Genomic DNA, 14,712 nt, shown 5'->3' on the forward strand with positions numbered 1-14,712 from the left:
TCGACTCACCAAGAACCTGTTTCTTGCCAAGAACGTGTTCCAGGAGGGTTGCGTGGAAGTCACCGCTGACGTGGTCGTCATCGGTTTCGGCGCGGCCGGCGCGTGCGCCGCCGTCGAGGCCGCGACGGCCGGTGCGTCCGTGGTGGTGCTGGACCGGTTCACCGGCGGTGGCGCGACCGCGTTGTCCGGCGGCGTCGTCTACGCGGGCGGCGGGACGCGGCAGCAGGTCGAGGCCGGTGTGACCGACTCGGTCGACGCGATGTACTCCTACCTGAGGCACGAGGTCCGGGACGCGGTGTCCCCCGAGACCCTGCGCAGGTTCTGCGAGGACAGCGCGAAGATGCTGGCCTGGTTGGAGGACCTGGGCGTGCCGTTCGACGCGCGGGTGTCGCCGTTCAAGACGTCGTACCCGACCGACGACCACTACCTCTACCTGTCCGGCAGTGAGGACGCCTGGCCCGATCCGGCTCCACGTGGGCACAGGACCAGGGCGAAGGGCACGTCCGGCAAGCTCTTCTTCACTCGACTGGCCGAGGCCACCCGGCGCGCCGGCGTGCGGATCATGCCGCAGACCCGTGCTGTCGAGCTGGTCGTCGCGGACGGGCGCGTGACCGGTGTGCGGTGCCGGACCCTCACCGGACTTCCACGGGCTCTGCACGCGGCGTTGTCCAGGGCGGGCGCGAAGCCGTGGCTCTACTACCCGCCTTTGGGCAAGAGGCTGTTCGGGCTGGCGGCGTGGCTCGAACGGTTCGGCCGGCCGCTGGTGGTCCACGCCGGGCAGGGCGTGGTCATCGCGGCCGGCGGCTTCATCTCCGATCGGGCCCTGGTCCACGAGCACGCGCCGGCCTACCGCGGTGGCCTCGCGCTGGGCACGCCCGGCGACGACGGTGGCGGGATCCGGCTCGGCGTCGCCGCCGGGGGCAGGACCGCACGCATGGACAAGATCTCGGTCTGGCGGTTCATCACCCCGCCCAGCGCGTTGCAGCGCGGAGTCCTGGTCGACTCGGCCGGGCGGCGGTTCGGTGACGCGACCCTGTACGGCGCCGCCAACGGCACCGCGATCGTCGAACGCGGCGGCAAGGCCTGGCTGCTGATCGACGACGAGATCCTCCAGGTCGCGCGCGCCCAGGTGCGCACCCAGACGGCGCCGTTCCAGCGCTGGCAGGTCCGCTACCTGCTCGGCCGCGGCCTGGTCAGTGCGCCGACGATCGAGGAAGCCGCCGCGAAGGCCGGAATCGCGCCGCCCGAGCCGTTCGGGAAGCCTCCCTATTCGTTGATCAACGTGTCGGTGCGCGCGGGGTTCGGCTACCCGTGCCCGATGCTCACGCTCGGCGGGCTCGTCGTGGACGAGGACACCGGTCAGGTGCAAGGCGTCGCAGGCCTGTACGCGGCGGGCCGGTCGGCGGTCGGGGTGTGCTCGGAGTCCTACGTCAGCGGCCTCGCGCTCGCCGACTGCGTCTTCTCGGGCCGCCGGGCAGGTCACCACGCAGCGAAGGAGGCCAGGTGCTGACGATCCAGTCCAGGGAGGCTGCCGCCGAGTTGCTGCGCGCGGCCGAACGCGACCGCGTGCCGATCAAACCGCTGGTGGAGCTGTACCCCGAGATCGACGTGGTGGACGCGTACGAGATCCAGCTGCTCAACGTCCGCCACCGCAACCGCGACGTGATCGGCCACAAGGTCGGGCTGTCCTCGCTGGCGATGCAGCAGATGATGGGCGTCGACGAACCCGACTACGGCCACCTGCTCGACGACATGCAGCTCGCCGGCACCGCGGACGCGTCGGCGTACCTGTACCCGCGGGTCGAGGTCGAGATCGCGTTCCTGCTGGCCCGCGACCTGCCCGGCGAGGGCTGCACGGTCGAGGACGTCCTGGACGCCACCGAGTTCGTCGCGCCGGCCATCGAGCTGATCGACAGCCGCATCGAGAACTGGCGGATCGGCCTGCAGGACACCATCGCGGACAACGCCTCGTCGGCCGGGTTCATGCTCGGCTCCGAACGCGTGCGTCCGTCCGAACTGGACATCGGTGCCGTCGCGGCCACCTTGCGGCGCAACGGTGAGCTGGTTGCCGAAGGACGCGGTGACGCCGTGCTGGGCGATCCGGCGATCGCGGTGGCGTGGCTGGCGGCCAAAGTCGCGAGCTTCGGTGTCCGGTTGCTGGCCGGCGACATCGTGCTGCCCGGTTCGTGCACACGTGCCATCGACGCCCGGCCGGGTGACGAGTTCCGCGCCGAGTTCGCCGGACTCGGTTCTGTCGACCTGAAATTTGAATGAGGTGACTGGGTGAAGGCGGCCATCGTCGGCTCCGGCAACATCGGCACCGACCTGCTGTACAAGCTCCTGCGCTCGCCGGCGCTGGAACCGCGCTGGATGGTGGGCATCGACCCGGCCAGCGAGGGACTCGAGCGCGCGGCTTCGGCAGGCCTCGAGGTCTCGGTCGACGGCGCGGAGTGGTTGCTGCGTCAGGACGAGCTGCCGGACATCGTCTTCGAGGCGACCTCCGCAGCGGTGCACAGGGCCAACGCCCCGCGTTACGCCGAGGCGGGCATCCGGGCGATCGACCTGACACCGGCCGCGGTCGGGCCGTACGTCGTGCCGCCGGTCAACCTCGGCGAGCACCGCGACGGGCCCAACATCAACCTCATCACCTGCGGTGGTCAGGCCACGATCCCCATGGTGCACGCCGTTTCCCGGGTGGTTCCGGTGTCGTACGCGGAGATCGTCGCGAGCGTCGCGTCGGTGTCGGCGGGACCGGGCACGCGGGCCAACATCGACGAGTTCACCCGCACCACCAGTCGCGGCATCGAGGCGATCGGCGGGGCGGGGCGCGGCAAGGCGATCATCGTGCTGAACCCGGCGGACCCGCCGATGATCATGCGCGACACCATCTTCTGCGCGATCCCCGAGGACGCCGATCCGGATCTGATCACGGACTCGATCGCCCGGATGGAGACCGACATCCGTTCGTACGTACCGGGGTTCCGGCTGCTGCGCGAACCGCAGTTCGACGCCGGCCGGGTGGCGATCTTCGTGGAGGTCGCGGGAGCGGGCGACTTCCTGCCGGAGTACGCCGGGAACCTCGACATCATGACGGCCGCCGCGACCAAGGTGGGGGAGGAGATCGCCCGTGCAGCTACGACTCACCGACACGTCACTGCGTGACGGCTCGCACCACAAGCGGCACCAGTTCACGGCCGACGACGTGCGCTCGATCGTGGCGGCACTCGACGGCGCCGGGGTGCCGGTGATCGAGGTGACGCACGGCGACGGACTGGGCGGGTCGTCGTTCAACTACGGCTTCAGCCTCACGCCCGAGCAGGAACTGATCAAGGTCGCCGTGGAGACGGCCCAGCAGGCCAAGATCGCCGTGCTCATGCTGCCGGGCGTCGGGGTCAAGGACGACATCCTGGTGTCGCAGGACAACGGCGCCTCGATCGTCCGGATCGCCACGCACTGCACCGAGGCCGACGTGTCCGTGCAGCACTTCGCGCTGGCTCGCGAACGTGGCCTGGAGACCGTCGGCTTCCTGATGATGGCGCACTCACAGCCACCGGAGTCGTTGGCGAAACAGGCCCGCATCATGGCGGACGCGGGATGTCAGTGCGTCTACGTGGTCGACTCGGCTGGTGCTTTGGTGCTGGAACAGGTGGCCGAGCGGGTCGAAGCCCTGGTCGCTGAACTCGGGGATGACGCCCAGGTCGGCTTCCACGGGCACGAGAACCTGGGGCTGAGCGTCGCGAACTCCGTCGCCGCGGCCCGGGCTGGAGCCGCACAGATCGACGGCAGCGTGCGCGGATTCGGGGCAGGCGCCGGAAACACGCCCCTCGAAGCGTTCGTCGGGGTGTGCGACAAGCTCGGTTTCGAGACCGGCGTCGACTTCTTCAAGATCGTGGACGCGGCCGAGGACGTCGTCCGCCCCGTCATGCCCGACGAGTGCCTGCTCGACCGGATGGCGCTGATGATGGGGTACGCGGGCGTCTACTCCAGCTTTCTCAAACACGCGTATACGCAGGCGCAACGCTACGGCGTGTCCGGCGCGCAGATTCTCGTCCGCGCGGGCGAACGCAAGCTCGTCGGCGGCCAAGAGGACCAGCTGATCGACATCGCACTGGAGCTGAGCAGGGAGAGAGTCCGATGAGCCAGGAAATCCTCGGCAAGGTGCGGGAACTGCTGCCGGCGCTCGCCGAACGCGCGGCCGAGGCGGAGGAACTGCGCAAGGTGCCGCCGGAGTCGGTGAAGGCGTTGCAGGAGGCCGGTTTCTTCCGGATGTTGCAACCCGTGCGGTACGGCGGTTTCGAGTCGCACCCGCTCGACTTCTACACCGCGGTCAGGATGATCGGCAGCGCGTGCGGGTCGACGGGCTGGGTCGCGTCCGTGCTGGGCGTGCACCCGTGGCACGTCGGCCTGTTCGACGTTCAGGCGCAGGAGGAGGTGTTCGGCGAAGACCAGGACACCCGGATCTCGTCCTCCTACGCGCCGACAGGCCGCGCGACCGCAGTGGAGGGTGGCTTCCGGTTCAGCGGCAAGTGGAGCTTCTCGTCCGGTTGCGACCACGCGACGTGGGTGCTGCTCGGCGGCCTCGTGATGAACGACGAGGGCAAGCCGGTCGACTTCCGGACGTTCCTGCTGCCGATCGCCGACTACACGATCAACGACGTGTGGGACACGGTCGGCCTGCGCGGCACGGGCAGCAACGACATCGTGGTGGAGGACGTGTTCGTGCCGGAGTACCGGGCGCTGAGCATGTCGCACACCGCGCGGTGCAAGTGTCCTGGCCAGGAGGTCAACCCCGGCCCGCTGTTCCGCATGCCGTACGGGACGATCCACCCGTACGCGATCACCGCGCCGATGATCGGCATGGCGACCGGCGCCTACGACCTGCACGTCACCGCGACCCGCGAGCGCGTCCGGGCCGCCTACCTGGGCGAGAAGTCCGTCGACGACCCGTTCGCCCAGGTGCGGATCGCCACGGCGGCCAGCGACATCGACACCGCCTGGTGGCAGCTGGAGAAGGACATCAACGACGAGTGGGAGCACGCCGTCGCCGGCACGAAGATCCCGATCGAGATGCGGCTGCGGGCCCGGCGCGACCAGGTGCTCGGCAGCGCGCGGGCGATCTCCGCGATCGACCGGCTCTTCGAGAGCGCGGGCGGCAAGGCGATCAACGCCGGCCTGCCGTTGCCCAGGTTCTGGCGCGACGCGCACGCCGCACGCGTGCACGCGGCCAACGACCCGGAGCGCGTGCTCGTGCTGTACGGCAAGAACGAGCTCGGCATCCAGGTCCGCGACGGCTTGTTCTGAGGGGGCGTTGATGAGCGTGCGGTTGCACTACCACGAAGCCGGTACCGACAACGCGGAAACGCTGGTCCTGCTGCACGGCGGCGGGCCCGGCGCGTCGGCTCTCAGCAACTTCCGCGCGAACGTCCCGGTGTTCGCGAAGTCGTTCCGGGTGCTGGCCGTCGACATGCCCGGCTACGGTCAGTCGGACAAGCCCGCCGAGCACGACCAGTACTTCACCTTCGCCTCCAGGGCCTTGAAGGACCTGCTGGACTCCCTGAAGATCGAGCGGGCACACATCCTGGGCAACTCGCTCGGTGGCGGCACCGCGGTCCGCTTCGCCTTGGACAACGGGAAACGTGCCGGCCGGCTGGTGCTGATGGGACCGGGCGGGTTGTCGTTGAACGTCTTCTCGCCTGATCCGACCGAGGGCGTGCGCAAGCTGAGCGCGTTCGCTCGCACACCCACGCGGGAGAAGATCGAGGAGTTCCTGCGGATCATGGTGTTCGACCAGTCGCTGATCACCGACGAGCTGATCGACGAACGGTTCGAGGACGCGTCGCAGCCGGAGTCGTTGCGCGCCATGGCCGCGCTGGGCAAGTCGTTCTCCGGCCCGGACTTCGAGCAGGGCATGCTCTGGCGCGAGGCTTACAAGCTGCGCCAACGGGTTCTGCTGGTGTGGGGCCGCGAGGACCGGGTGAACCCGCTGGACGGCGCGCTGCTGGCGACGAAGCTGATCCCGCGCGTGCAGCTGCACGTGTTCGGCGGATGTGGGCACTGGGCGCAGCTAGAGAAGTTCGACGAGTTCAACAGGCTCGCCCTCGATTTCTTGACGGAGGCGTGATGGGCATCCGGTCGCTGGCGTATCTCCGCATCGAGGCCACCGACATGAACCGGTGGCGCGAGTTCGGGCTCAAGGTCCTCGGTATGGTGGAGGGCAGGGGTTCCGTCGAGGGCGCTCTGTACCTGAGGATGGACGACTTCCCGGCGCGGCTGGTGATCGTGCCGGGCTCGCAGGACCGCCTGCAGGCTTCCGGCTGGGAGGCCGCCACCGAGGCTGAGGTCGAAGAGGTCGCGAAACGGCTGGCCTCCGCTGGTGTCGCGTACGTCGAGGGCTCGGCGGAGGACCTGGCCGAGCGGCGTGTGAACGGCCTGATCAGGTTCGAGGACCCGTCCGGGAACGTGCTGGAAGTCTTTCACGGCGCGGCTTTGGAGCATCGGCGCGTGGTCTCGCCGTACGGGCACCGGTTCGTGACGGAGGAGCAGGGCCTCGGGCACGTCGTGCTGTCCACTTCGGACGACGAGGCCGCGCTGCACTTCTACCGCGACGTGCTCGGGTTCCGGCTGCGCGACTCGATGCGCCTGCCCCCGCAGTTCGTCGGCAGGCCCGCCGACGGACCACCCGCGTGGCTGCGCTTCTTCGGCTGCAACCCGCGCCACCACAGCCTCGCGTTCCTGCCGATGCCGACACCGAGCGGAATCGTGCACCTGATGGTCGAGGTCGAGAACACCGATGACGTGGGTCTGACGCTGGACCGGGCGACGCGGCGCAAGGTGCCGATGTCCGCGACTCTGGGCCGGCACGTCAACGACCTGATGCTGTCGTTCTACATGAAGACACCCGGCGGTTTCGACGTCGAGTTCGGCTGTGAGGGACGGCAGGTCGACGATGAGGACTGGATCGCACGCGAGAGCACGGCGGTGAGCCTGTGGGGACACGACTTCAGCGTGGGCATCCAGAAGTAGCGGCCCGCTACCGTTCTGTTCTCGGTCACTTCTGCACCGGGGTGACCGTGGTGACCGGCATGTCCGCGGACGGACCGGTCGGGTTCGCCTGCCAGGCTTTTGCGGCGCTCTCGCTGGACCCACCGCTGGTCGTCTTCTGTCCACAACGGACCTCACGCAGCTGGGCGGCGATCGCCTCGTCCGGCTCGTTCTGCGTGAACGTCCTCGCGGAGGACCAGCGCGAGGTGTCGACGGTGTTCGGGAAGGCGGGCACGGACAAGTTCTCGACCGTCTCGTGGACACCTTCCCCGACCGGCGCTCCGGTGCTCGACGGCGCGCTGACGTGGGTCGACTGCCAGGTCGCGACGGTGCACGAGGCCGGCGACCACCACATGGTCGTCGGCTCGGTCGTCGAACTCGGTCCGGTGCGCGAGGCGCAGCCGCTGCTGTTCTACCGCGGCCGCTACGCCTCGCACGCCGAGCTGGACCCCCGCGGCTGGTCCGGAGAGGTCCTCGACAACCTGCTGACCTGGCAGCGCCAGTCAGAGTGGAGTTAGTGCTGTGACCGCCGGCCTTCACCGCGCCTTCCGGCGCTCAGCAGGACACCTCGCGGCACCGGCCCCGCGCCTCCGTGCAACCAGTACGAGGACGCGGGGCCGGCACCACGATGCGCCCGTCTGCCCGTCGAAAGACGGGGTGAAGGCCGACGGTCACAGCACTCGCGCGGTGACCTGCCAGACCGCGGCCGGAACCCGCACCTCGTCGCCGTGCACGAAATCGTCGAACGCACCCCGGAGTTCGCTCATGATCCGGTGCCGTTCGGACTCCGCGGCTTCCTTGAGCGCGCGGGAGATCGGGCCGAGGTTGCTCAGGTACGGGTCCAGCAGTTCCTCGGGCAGGGCGCGGACCTGTTCCACCGGCTGGATGTCGATCCCGCCCCAACCGGCCTCCTCGAGGATCTTGCGCGTCCTGCCGGGGTCGGCGAAGGCGAACGGACCAGGCCCGTCCGGGTCGGGCGCCGGCGCGTCCGGCAGGAACGGGGCGGCGGCCCTGGTCGCGGTGGTCATGAACGGGTTCTCGTCCGCGGAGCGCCACGTGATGAAGCACAGATCGCCTCCCGGCGACGTGGCGCGCAGCAGGTTGCGGAAGGCGGCCGTGGGGTCGTCGAAGAACATGACCCCGAACCGGCTCACGACCAGGTCGAAGCTCTCGTCGAACGTGTGCACCTGTGCGTCGGCCAGGAGGTACTCGGCTTTCCCGTGCTCACGCGCAGCGGCGAGCATCGTCTCGGAGATGTCGACACCCACGCAGGCCGCTCCGGTGGCCTCGGTGATCGCCCGCGTGACACCACCAGTGCCACACCCGACGTCGAGAACCCGCTCGCGCGGCCGTTCGAGCGCGGCCTGCACGAGCAGGTCCTGGAACGGGCGGAGCATCAGGTCCACGATGTCCTGCACGTTCGCCCAGCCCTGCCCCGCGGCGTTCCACCAGGCGGCCTGCTCGCTGTTCACCTCTGCTGTCATGCTCCCACTGTCCTAGTTCAAGTCGGCTTGAGGTCAAGTGTCGTGGACGAGATCGGTATCGGCGAGGTGGTGCGACGCTCCGGCGTGCCCGCCTCGACCCTGCGCTACTACGAGGAACGCGGCCTCATCACCTGCGTGCGCCGCCAAGGCCTCGCACGCGTGTTCTCGGTCGCCGTGCTGGAACAGCTAGCGTTGATCGGCGTCTGCCGCACGGCCGGGTTCTCGCTGGACGAGATCCTGCTGATGTTCTCGCCGGACGGCCGCCCGTCGCCGAACCGCGAGATGCTCGCCGCCAAGGCCGACGAACTGGACGAGACGATCCGGAAGCTGGCGTTGATGCGCGACGATCTGCGGCACGCGGCGGCCTGCAGGGCGCCGACGCACATGGAGTGCCCGACGTTCCGGCGCGTGCTGGGCCAGTTCTAGGCCGCCCAGATCCGCGGCGCGATCGAGGCGGCGGCCTGGTACGGGGAGAGGCTGTTCCCGACCACCTCCAGCGGCCACTTCTCCCGCAACGTGACCCACAGCCGTCCGGAGAGGCCAGCGAAGACGCCGAGCACGTCGTCGGCATCGGACACCTCCAGCACGTAGGTCCACTTAGCGACGTCCGGTGCGCCGGCAAGAGGTTCCCTCCAGGCTCGGCGCAGAACGCGTCCTCCGTACCGCGCCGCCTCGTCGGCCAGCACGCGGTCCGCCCGGCTCGGATCCGGTGCGTCGGCGGGGCCGTGGGGACTGAACCGGTACGGCACAGGCGGTACGGCGGCGATGATCCGCACGGCGGCCAGGTCCGGGCTGTGCGGATCGTCCAACGTGGACCGGATGAGGTCGTGTTCTTCCTGCGTGATGCCGATGTTCTCGTGTGCCATCGTCAACAACAACGCGGCCTCGGCTTGCGCGGGTTCGCCGCCGAAGTAGTCCTCGCGCACCGACCGCAGGACGTCATCCTCCAGCCGCCCCGCGAACCGCGCGCACAGGTCGGTGACCGTCGAGTAGGTCTTCACGTCCACGGGTCAGATCTTGGCCCGCAGCCGTTCGAGGTGCACGGCCGGGCTCCCGAAGAGCTGCCCACTGCCATGAGCCCGCTTGAGGTACAGGTGCGCGTCATGCTCCCAAGTGATCGCGATACCACCGTGCAGTTGGACCATCTCAGAAGCCACCTTGAACAACGCCTCCGAGCAGTAGACCTTGGCCACCGCCGCGGCAACCTCGTCGTCAGCGGCCAGAGCGGCCGACCGCGCGGTCTCCACCAGGACGTGCAGGTCGGCCATCCGGTGCTTCAGGGCCTGGAACGACCCGATGGGCTTGCCGAACTGGACCCGGGTCTTGGTGTACTCGACGGTGAGCTCGAGGGCTCGAGCGGCGGCACCGACCTGTTCGGCGGCCAGCAAGGACAGCGCGACGTCACGGATCGCGGGTGACCAGTGGCCGAGGCGGGTCGCGGCTGCGCCGGCCAGGTGGATCACCGCGAGGCGGCGGGTCTGGTCCATCGTCGGTGTGTGTTCGCGGGTGACGCCGGCGAGGTCGATCTCGTACAGGTCGGTGCCGTCGGTGGCGAGGAGGATCTCAGCGAGGTCGCCGTCCAGGACGTAGCGCGCCGGGCCGTCGAGGCTGGTCCGGCCGTTGTCCCACGGCCAGACGAGGGTGGCGACGGTCCCGTCCGCGATCCGGGGCAGCAGCCGGTCGCACGCCTCCTCGTTTCCCGTCGCCAGCAGTGCGTGAGCCGCGAGGGTTGAGGCCAGCAGCGGGGACGGGGTGAGGGTGCGGCCTAGTTCCTCCAGCGCGATGCGGGTCTCGGCCAGGCCGGCGCCGGAGCCGCCGTGCTGCTCGGGGATCGGGAGGACGCCGATGTCGCACAGCCGTGCCCACACGGCCTTGTCGTAGCCGTGCGGGGTCTCGATGGCCGCGCGGACGTCCGAGTGCTTGTCGAGCAGGCTGCGGACGGCGTCGCGCAACGCGAGTTGTTCCGGTGTCACAACGCCTCCAGCACGCGTGCTCGGTGCATCGACGGACTGCCCCACGCCATGCGCAGGGCTCGGGTCTGCAGCAGGAACCGGCCGAGGTCGTGCTCGGCGGTGTAACCGATGGCGCCGTGCACCTGCAACGCGACGCGGGCGGCCTGCCACGCTGCGTCGGAGGCGGCGACCTTGGCGGCGGAGACATCCCGAGGCGACATGGTCACGGCCGCGCCGAACACCAGTGGGCGGACCAGTTCGAGGCCGATCAGGACGTTCGCGAGGTGGTGCTTGACCGCCTGGAACTGGCCGATGGGCTTGCCGAACTGGGTTCGCGCCAGCACGTGGGCGGTGCTCATGTCGAGCATCGCGCGGCCCAGGCCGAGGAGTTGGGCCGCGCAGGTCAGGACGCCCAGGTCGAACGCGCGGGCGGCGGGCACGTCGGTGGCGATGACCGGGCCGGAGGAGACTGAGAAGAGGCGGCGGCCGGGGTCGACGGACTGGAGTTCGGCCGTGGGGGAGGCCTCTCGGAGGGTGTCGCCCTCGACCAGGAAGTACCTGTCGGCCTCGACCGCGTGGGGAACGTGCGGCGGGAAGGCGACCGAGCCAGGACCGGCGCCGAGTGCCGGGAGCACCGCGAGCGACTCGATCAGCGGTCCGCTGACCGCGTGATGTCCCAACTCCTCGAACACCACCACCAGGTCGACCGGATCGGTCACCTCGTCCAGCCCGAGCGACGACAGGTCCGTCTTCCCCGCAGCCAGGAAACCGTGCAGCACCCCGGCCAGGTCCGTCTGCTCGGACGACAGCGTGAACATCATCGCGGCAGCCCCAGGAGTCGTTCGGCGATCACGTTGCGCTGGATCTCGTTGGTACCGGCGTAGATCGGGCCCGACAGCGAAAACAGCCACCCGTCCCGCCACCCCGGCGCGACCTCGCCGAGCAGGTCGAGCGCCGTTTCGTGCAGGGCGACGTCCAGCTCGGACCAGAACACCTTCGTCACGCTGGCCGCAGGCCCGGACAGGGGTTGGGCCAGCGCGCCGAACGTGTGGAGGCGGTAGGCCTGCGCACCGATCCACGCGTCCACGACGCGGTCGCGCAGCGCCGGGTCCGGGTTCTTGCGGTACAGCTCCACCAGCCGGGACGCGGCGGCGGTGAAACGGCCCGGGCTGCGCAGGGTCAGGCCGCGTTCGTTGCCCGCCGTGCTCATCGCCACGCGCCAGCCGTCGCCGACCTCGCCCACGACGTCGCGGTCCGGCACGAACACGTCGTCCAGGAAGATCTCGGCGAAGCCCGGTTCGCCGTCCAGCTGGTCGATCGGGCGCACGGTCACACCGGAAGCCCGCAGGTCGAAGAGCAGGTAGGTCAGGCCGCGGTGACGTTCGCCGGGGCCGGTGCGGAACAGGCCGAACGCCCGGTCCGCGAACGCCGCCCGCGAGCTCCAGGTCTTCTGGCCGCGCAGCAGCCAGCCGCCGTCGCAGCGAACAGCGGTGCTGCGCAACGAAGCCAGGTCGGACCCGGCCTCGGGTTCGGACCACGCCTGCGCCCACACCTCGTCACCGCGCGCCATCGAGGGCAGGATCCGGGCACGTTGCTCGTCGGTGCCGTGCGCGAACAATGTCGGCGCCAGCAGGAAGATGCCGTTCTGCGAGACACGGCCAGGCGCCCCCGAGGCGTGGTACTCCTCCTCGAACACCAGCCACTGCAGCAGCGACGCCTCCCGGCCGCCGTACGAGGACGGCCACGAGACCACCGACAGCCGTTCGGAGGCCAGCAGCCGTTCCCACGAACGGTGCTCCTCGAAGCCCTGCGCGGTGTCCATCGAGGACAGTGGCCGGACGTGCGCCGCCAGCCACGACCGCACCTCGGCCTGGAATTCCAGTGTCGAAGCGTCCAGGTCGAGGTCCATCAGCCGGAGGCCTTCTTCATCGCACGGGCGTCCATGCCGGCCAACGCGTCGGAACTCACCTCGGCGTTGTGCGCGTGCGCGAAGTGGTGCAGGCCGAACACCGAGTCCATGCCGGCACGCAGTCCCATCAGGTCCTCGGACTGGTTGACCGCCTTCTTGGCCAGCGCGAGCCCGAACCGCGGCATCGCCGTGATGCGCGAAGCCAGCTGCAAAGTGGACTCTTCCAGCTCCGCACGCGGCACGACGCGCGACACCATGCCCCACTCGTAGGCACGCTGGGCCGAGAACCGGTCACCGGTGAACAGCACCTCCTTCGCGGCACGCGGGCCGAGCATCCACGGGTGCGCGAAGTACTCGACGCCCGGAATCCCCATGCGCACCACGGGATCGGCGAAGAACGCGTCCTCGGCCGCCACGATGAGGTCGCACACCCAGGCGAGCATCAGGCCGCCGGCGACGCAGGCGCCCTGCACCATCGCGATCGTCGGCTTCGGGATCTCCCGCCACCGCCGGCACATGCCGAGGTAGACCTCCATCTCGCGAGCGAAGCGGAGGTCACCGCCCTCGCGGCCGACGTGGTCCCACCACATCACGGCCTTGCGCTCGAAGGACGTGTCGACGTCACGGCCGGGCGAGCCGATGTCGTGGCCCGCGGAGAAGTGGTCGCCGGCGCCCGCGAGGACGATCACCTTGACCTCGTCGTCGTCCACCGCGCGGGTGAAGGCCTCGTCCAACGCGTAGGTCATCGCCGAGTTCTGCGCGTTGCGGTACTCGGGGCGGTTCATGGTCACGACGGCGACCGAGTCCCGCCGCTCATACGAGACTGTCACGCGTTCTCCTTGCGCAGTTGGGTTTTGAGGACCTTGCCCATGGCGTTGCGGGGGAGTTCGGGGTGGAACTCGACGGCGCGCGGCACCTTGTAGTTCGCCAGCCGTTCCCGGCAGAACGCGATCACCTCGTCCGCGGAAAGCGAGAAACCAGGCGCTGTGACGACGTGCGCCACGCCCACCTCGCCCAGCCGTGCGTCGGCCATCCCGACCACGGCCGACTCGGCGACCCCCGGCAGCCGGGCGAGCGCCTGCTCGACCTCGGCGGGGTAGACGTTGAACCCGCCGCAGATGTACATGTCCTTGAGCCGGTCGGTGATCGAGAGATAGCCCCGCTCGTCGAGGACGCCGACGTCACCCGTGTGCAACCAGCCGTCGGCGTCGATGGCAGCCGCGGTGGCATCGGGGTCGTCGAGGTAGCCGAGCATCACGTTCGGGCCGCGCAGCAGCACCTCGTCCCGCTCGCCCAGCCGGAGCTCGAACCCCGCCATCGGCGTACCGCACGTGTGCGCGACCGTCTCGGGTGAGTCGCCGGGGCGGCACATGGTGGCGACGACGGCCTCGGTCAGCCCGTAGGCGGTGAGCACGGTCAGCGACAGTTCCGCCCGCAGCCGTTCGATCAGCACGACGGGCACGACCGCGGCGCCGGTGACCACGAGCCGCAGACTCGACAGGTCGAACGAGCCTCGGTCGGGGTGGTCGAGCAGCGTCTGAAAGATCGTCGGTGGCCCCGGCAGCACGGTGATCCGCTCCCGTTCGACCAGCCGCATCGTCTCCACGACGTCGAACACCGGCTGCGGCACGATCGTCGCCCCGGTGAGCAGACAGGCCAGGATCCCGGCCTTGTAACCAAAGGTATGGAAGAAGGGGTTGACGATCAGGTAGCGGTCGGCGGACGTCAGCTCACCGCAGGCGGCCCAGGCCTCGGCCACCCCGAGCGACTGCCGGTGCGCGCTCATCGCCCCCTTGCTGCGCCCGGTCGTGCCGGACGTGAACATGACGTCGCAGAGCTGGTCTTCAGCCAGCTGAGGGAGATCGACGTTCGAGGCGGCCCACTCGACCGGTAATCGCACCACCGCCGGCAGTTCCGGTGACAACGCCCGCAGTTCCGCCTCCCGGTCACGCCCGAGGAACTCGCCCTCCACGACCAGAACGCGCGCGGCACTGCGCCGCACCACGTCCAACGTCTCCGTGGCGGTGAACCGGGTGTTGATCGGTACCAGAGCCGCACCCGTGTGCAACGCTCCGAGCGCAGCGACCACCCATCGAGCGGAGTTGGGCGCGCACAGGGCCACCCGATCACCGGGCTGCACACCCATCCCCACGAGTGCGCGCGCCGCGTCCAGCACCGCTGAACGCAACTCGGTCCAGGTGAGGCGAACCTCCCCGTCCACCAACGCCTCCGCGTCGATGTACGAAGCAGCAGCGCGGTCGAGCACGGCTGAAACCGTTTGCCTGCTTGGAACGTCCGCCATCACGCCCTCCAAAGCAAGTGCTTG

16 protein-coding genes are annotated in these 14,712 nt (G+C 69.6%); 9 read left to right on the forward strand and 7 right to left on the reverse strand.

What is annotated here, in order from left to right:
• The first annotated feature begins 52 nt into the window (after positions 1–52).
• Genes LX88_RS20885 through hsaB form a run of 8 tightly spaced genes read left to right on the forward strand, consistent with a single transcriptional unit; the run spans position 53 to position 7,559 of the window.
• The gene (locus LX88_RS20885) at positions 53–1,510 is read left to right on the forward strand and encodes an FAD-binding protein (RefSeq protein WP_258949462.1); all 1,458 of its coding nucleotides are present in this window, start codon (positions 53–55) and stop codon (positions 1,508–1,510) included.
• Positions 1,504–2,274: a 2-keto-4-pentenoate hydratase gene (locus tag LX88_RS20890; protein ID WP_090063324.1), complete on the forward strand. Its 771-nt coding sequence runs from the start codon at positions 1,504–1,506 to the stop codon at positions 2,272–2,274. The genes LX88_RS20885 and LX88_RS20890 overlap by 7 nt, the downstream gene beginning before the upstream one ends.
• Positions 2,275–2,283: 9 nt before the next feature.
• Positions 2,284–3,162, forward strand: a complete 879-nt coding sequence (locus LX88_RS20895; RefSeq protein ID WP_258949463.1) for an acetaldehyde dehydrogenase (acetylating) — start codon at positions 2,284–2,286, stop codon at positions 3,160–3,162.
• The gene (dmpG, locus tag LX88_RS20900; protein WP_258949464.1) at positions 3,128–4,138 is read left to right on the forward strand and encodes a 4-hydroxy-2-oxovalerate aldolase; all 1,011 of its coding nucleotides are present in this window, start codon (positions 3,128–3,130) and stop codon (positions 4,136–4,138) included. Before LX88_RS20895 ends, dmpG begins: the two co-directional genes overlap by 35 nt.
• Positions 4,135–5,301: a 3-hydroxy-9,10-secoandrosta-1,3,5(10)-triene-9,17-dione monooxygenase oxygenase subunit gene (gene hsaA, locus LX88_RS20905; protein ID WP_258949465.1), complete on the forward strand. Its 1,167-nt coding sequence runs from the start codon at positions 4,135–4,137 to the stop codon at positions 5,299–5,301. Before dmpG ends, hsaA begins: the two co-directional genes overlap by 4 nt.
• Positions 5,302–5,311: 10 nt before the next feature.
• Positions 5,312–6,121 (forward strand): 4,5:9,10-diseco-3-hydroxy-5,9,17-trioxoandrosta-1(10),2-diene-4-oate hydrolase, encoded by an 810-nt coding sequence (gene hsaD, locus LX88_RS20910; protein WP_258949466.1) that lies wholly within the window; start codon positions 5,312–5,314, stop codon positions 6,119–6,121.
• Positions 6,121–7,023, forward strand: coding sequence for an iron-dependent extradiol dioxygenase HsaC (gene hsaC, locus LX88_RS20915; protein WP_258949467.1), 903 nt, complete (start codon positions 6,121–6,123; stop codon positions 7,021–7,023). Before hsaD ends, hsaC begins: the two co-directional genes overlap by 1 nt.
• Positions 6,987–7,559, forward strand: coding sequence for a 3-hydroxy-9,10-secoandrosta-1,3,5(10)-triene-9,17-dione monooxygenase reductase subunit (gene hsaB, locus LX88_RS20920; protein WP_258949468.1), 573 nt, complete (start codon positions 6,987–6,989; stop codon positions 7,557–7,559). The genes hsaC and hsaB overlap by 37 nt, the downstream gene beginning before the upstream one ends.
• A gap of 153 nt (positions 7,560–7,712) precedes the next feature.
• Here the strand turns inward: hsaB and LX88_RS20925 are convergent, their stop codons facing one another.
• Positions 7,713–8,525 (reverse strand): class I SAM-dependent methyltransferase, encoded by an 813-nt coding sequence (locus tag LX88_RS20925; RefSeq protein ID WP_258949469.1) that lies wholly within the window; start codon positions 8,523–8,525, stop codon positions 7,713–7,715.
• Positions 8,526–8,567: 42 nt separating this feature from the next.
• On the opposite strand from LX88_RS20925, the gene LX88_RS20930 reads away from it, so the two are divergent.
• Positions 8,568–8,951 (forward strand): helix-turn-helix domain-containing protein, encoded by a 384-nt coding sequence (locus tag LX88_RS20930; RefSeq protein ID WP_258949470.1) that lies wholly within the window; start codon positions 8,568–8,570, stop codon positions 8,949–8,951.
• On the opposite strand, the gene LX88_RS20935 is transcribed toward LX88_RS20930, so the two are convergent.
• From LX88_RS20935 to LX88_RS20960, 6 genes are read right to left on the reverse strand one after another with little or no spacing between them, the layout of a single operon-like run.
• A complete protein-coding gene (locus LX88_RS20935; RefSeq protein ID WP_258949471.1) occupies positions 8,948–9,532 on the reverse strand; it encodes a hypothetical protein in 585 nt (194 codons plus the stop codon). The genes LX88_RS20930 and LX88_RS20935 overlap by 4 nt on opposite strands.
• A 3-nt stretch (positions 9,533–9,535) precedes the next feature.
• Positions 9,536–10,498 carry an acyl-CoA dehydrogenase family protein gene (locus LX88_RS20940; protein WP_258949472.1) on the reverse strand — a complete coding sequence of 321 codons (963 nt, stop codon included), beginning with the start codon at positions 10,496–10,498 and terminating at the stop codon, positions 9,536–9,538.
• A complete protein-coding gene (locus LX88_RS20945) occupies positions 10,495–11,298 on the reverse strand; it encodes an acyl-CoA dehydrogenase family protein (RefSeq protein ID WP_258949473.1) in 804 nt (267 codons plus the stop codon). Before LX88_RS20945 ends, LX88_RS20940 begins: the two co-directional genes overlap by 4 nt.
• Positions 11,295–12,386 carry an acyl-CoA dehydrogenase family protein gene (locus tag LX88_RS20950; RefSeq protein WP_258949474.1) on the reverse strand — a complete coding sequence of 364 codons (1,092 nt, stop codon included), beginning with the start codon at positions 12,384–12,386 and terminating at the stop codon, positions 11,295–11,297. The genes LX88_RS20945 and LX88_RS20950 overlap by 4 nt, the downstream gene beginning before the upstream one ends.
• The gene (locus tag LX88_RS20955) at positions 12,386–13,216 is read right to left on the reverse strand and encodes an enoyl-CoA hydratase (RefSeq protein WP_258949475.1); all 831 of its coding nucleotides are present in this window, start codon (positions 13,214–13,216) and stop codon (positions 12,386–12,388) included. Before LX88_RS20955 ends, LX88_RS20950 begins: the two co-directional genes overlap by 1 nt.
• Positions 13,213–14,688, reverse strand: coding sequence for a FadD3 family acyl-CoA ligase (locus LX88_RS20960; RefSeq protein WP_258949476.1), 1,476 nt, complete (start codon positions 14,686–14,688; stop codon positions 13,213–13,215). Before LX88_RS20960 ends, LX88_RS20955 begins: the two co-directional genes overlap by 4 nt.
• Positions 14,689–14,712 lie beyond the last annotated feature (24 nt).

This window comes from Lentzea californiensis (assembly GCF_024648825.1).
Taxonomy (GTDB): Bacteria; Actinomycetota; Actinomycetes; order Mycobacteriales; family Pseudonocardiaceae; genus Lentzea; species Lentzea californiensis.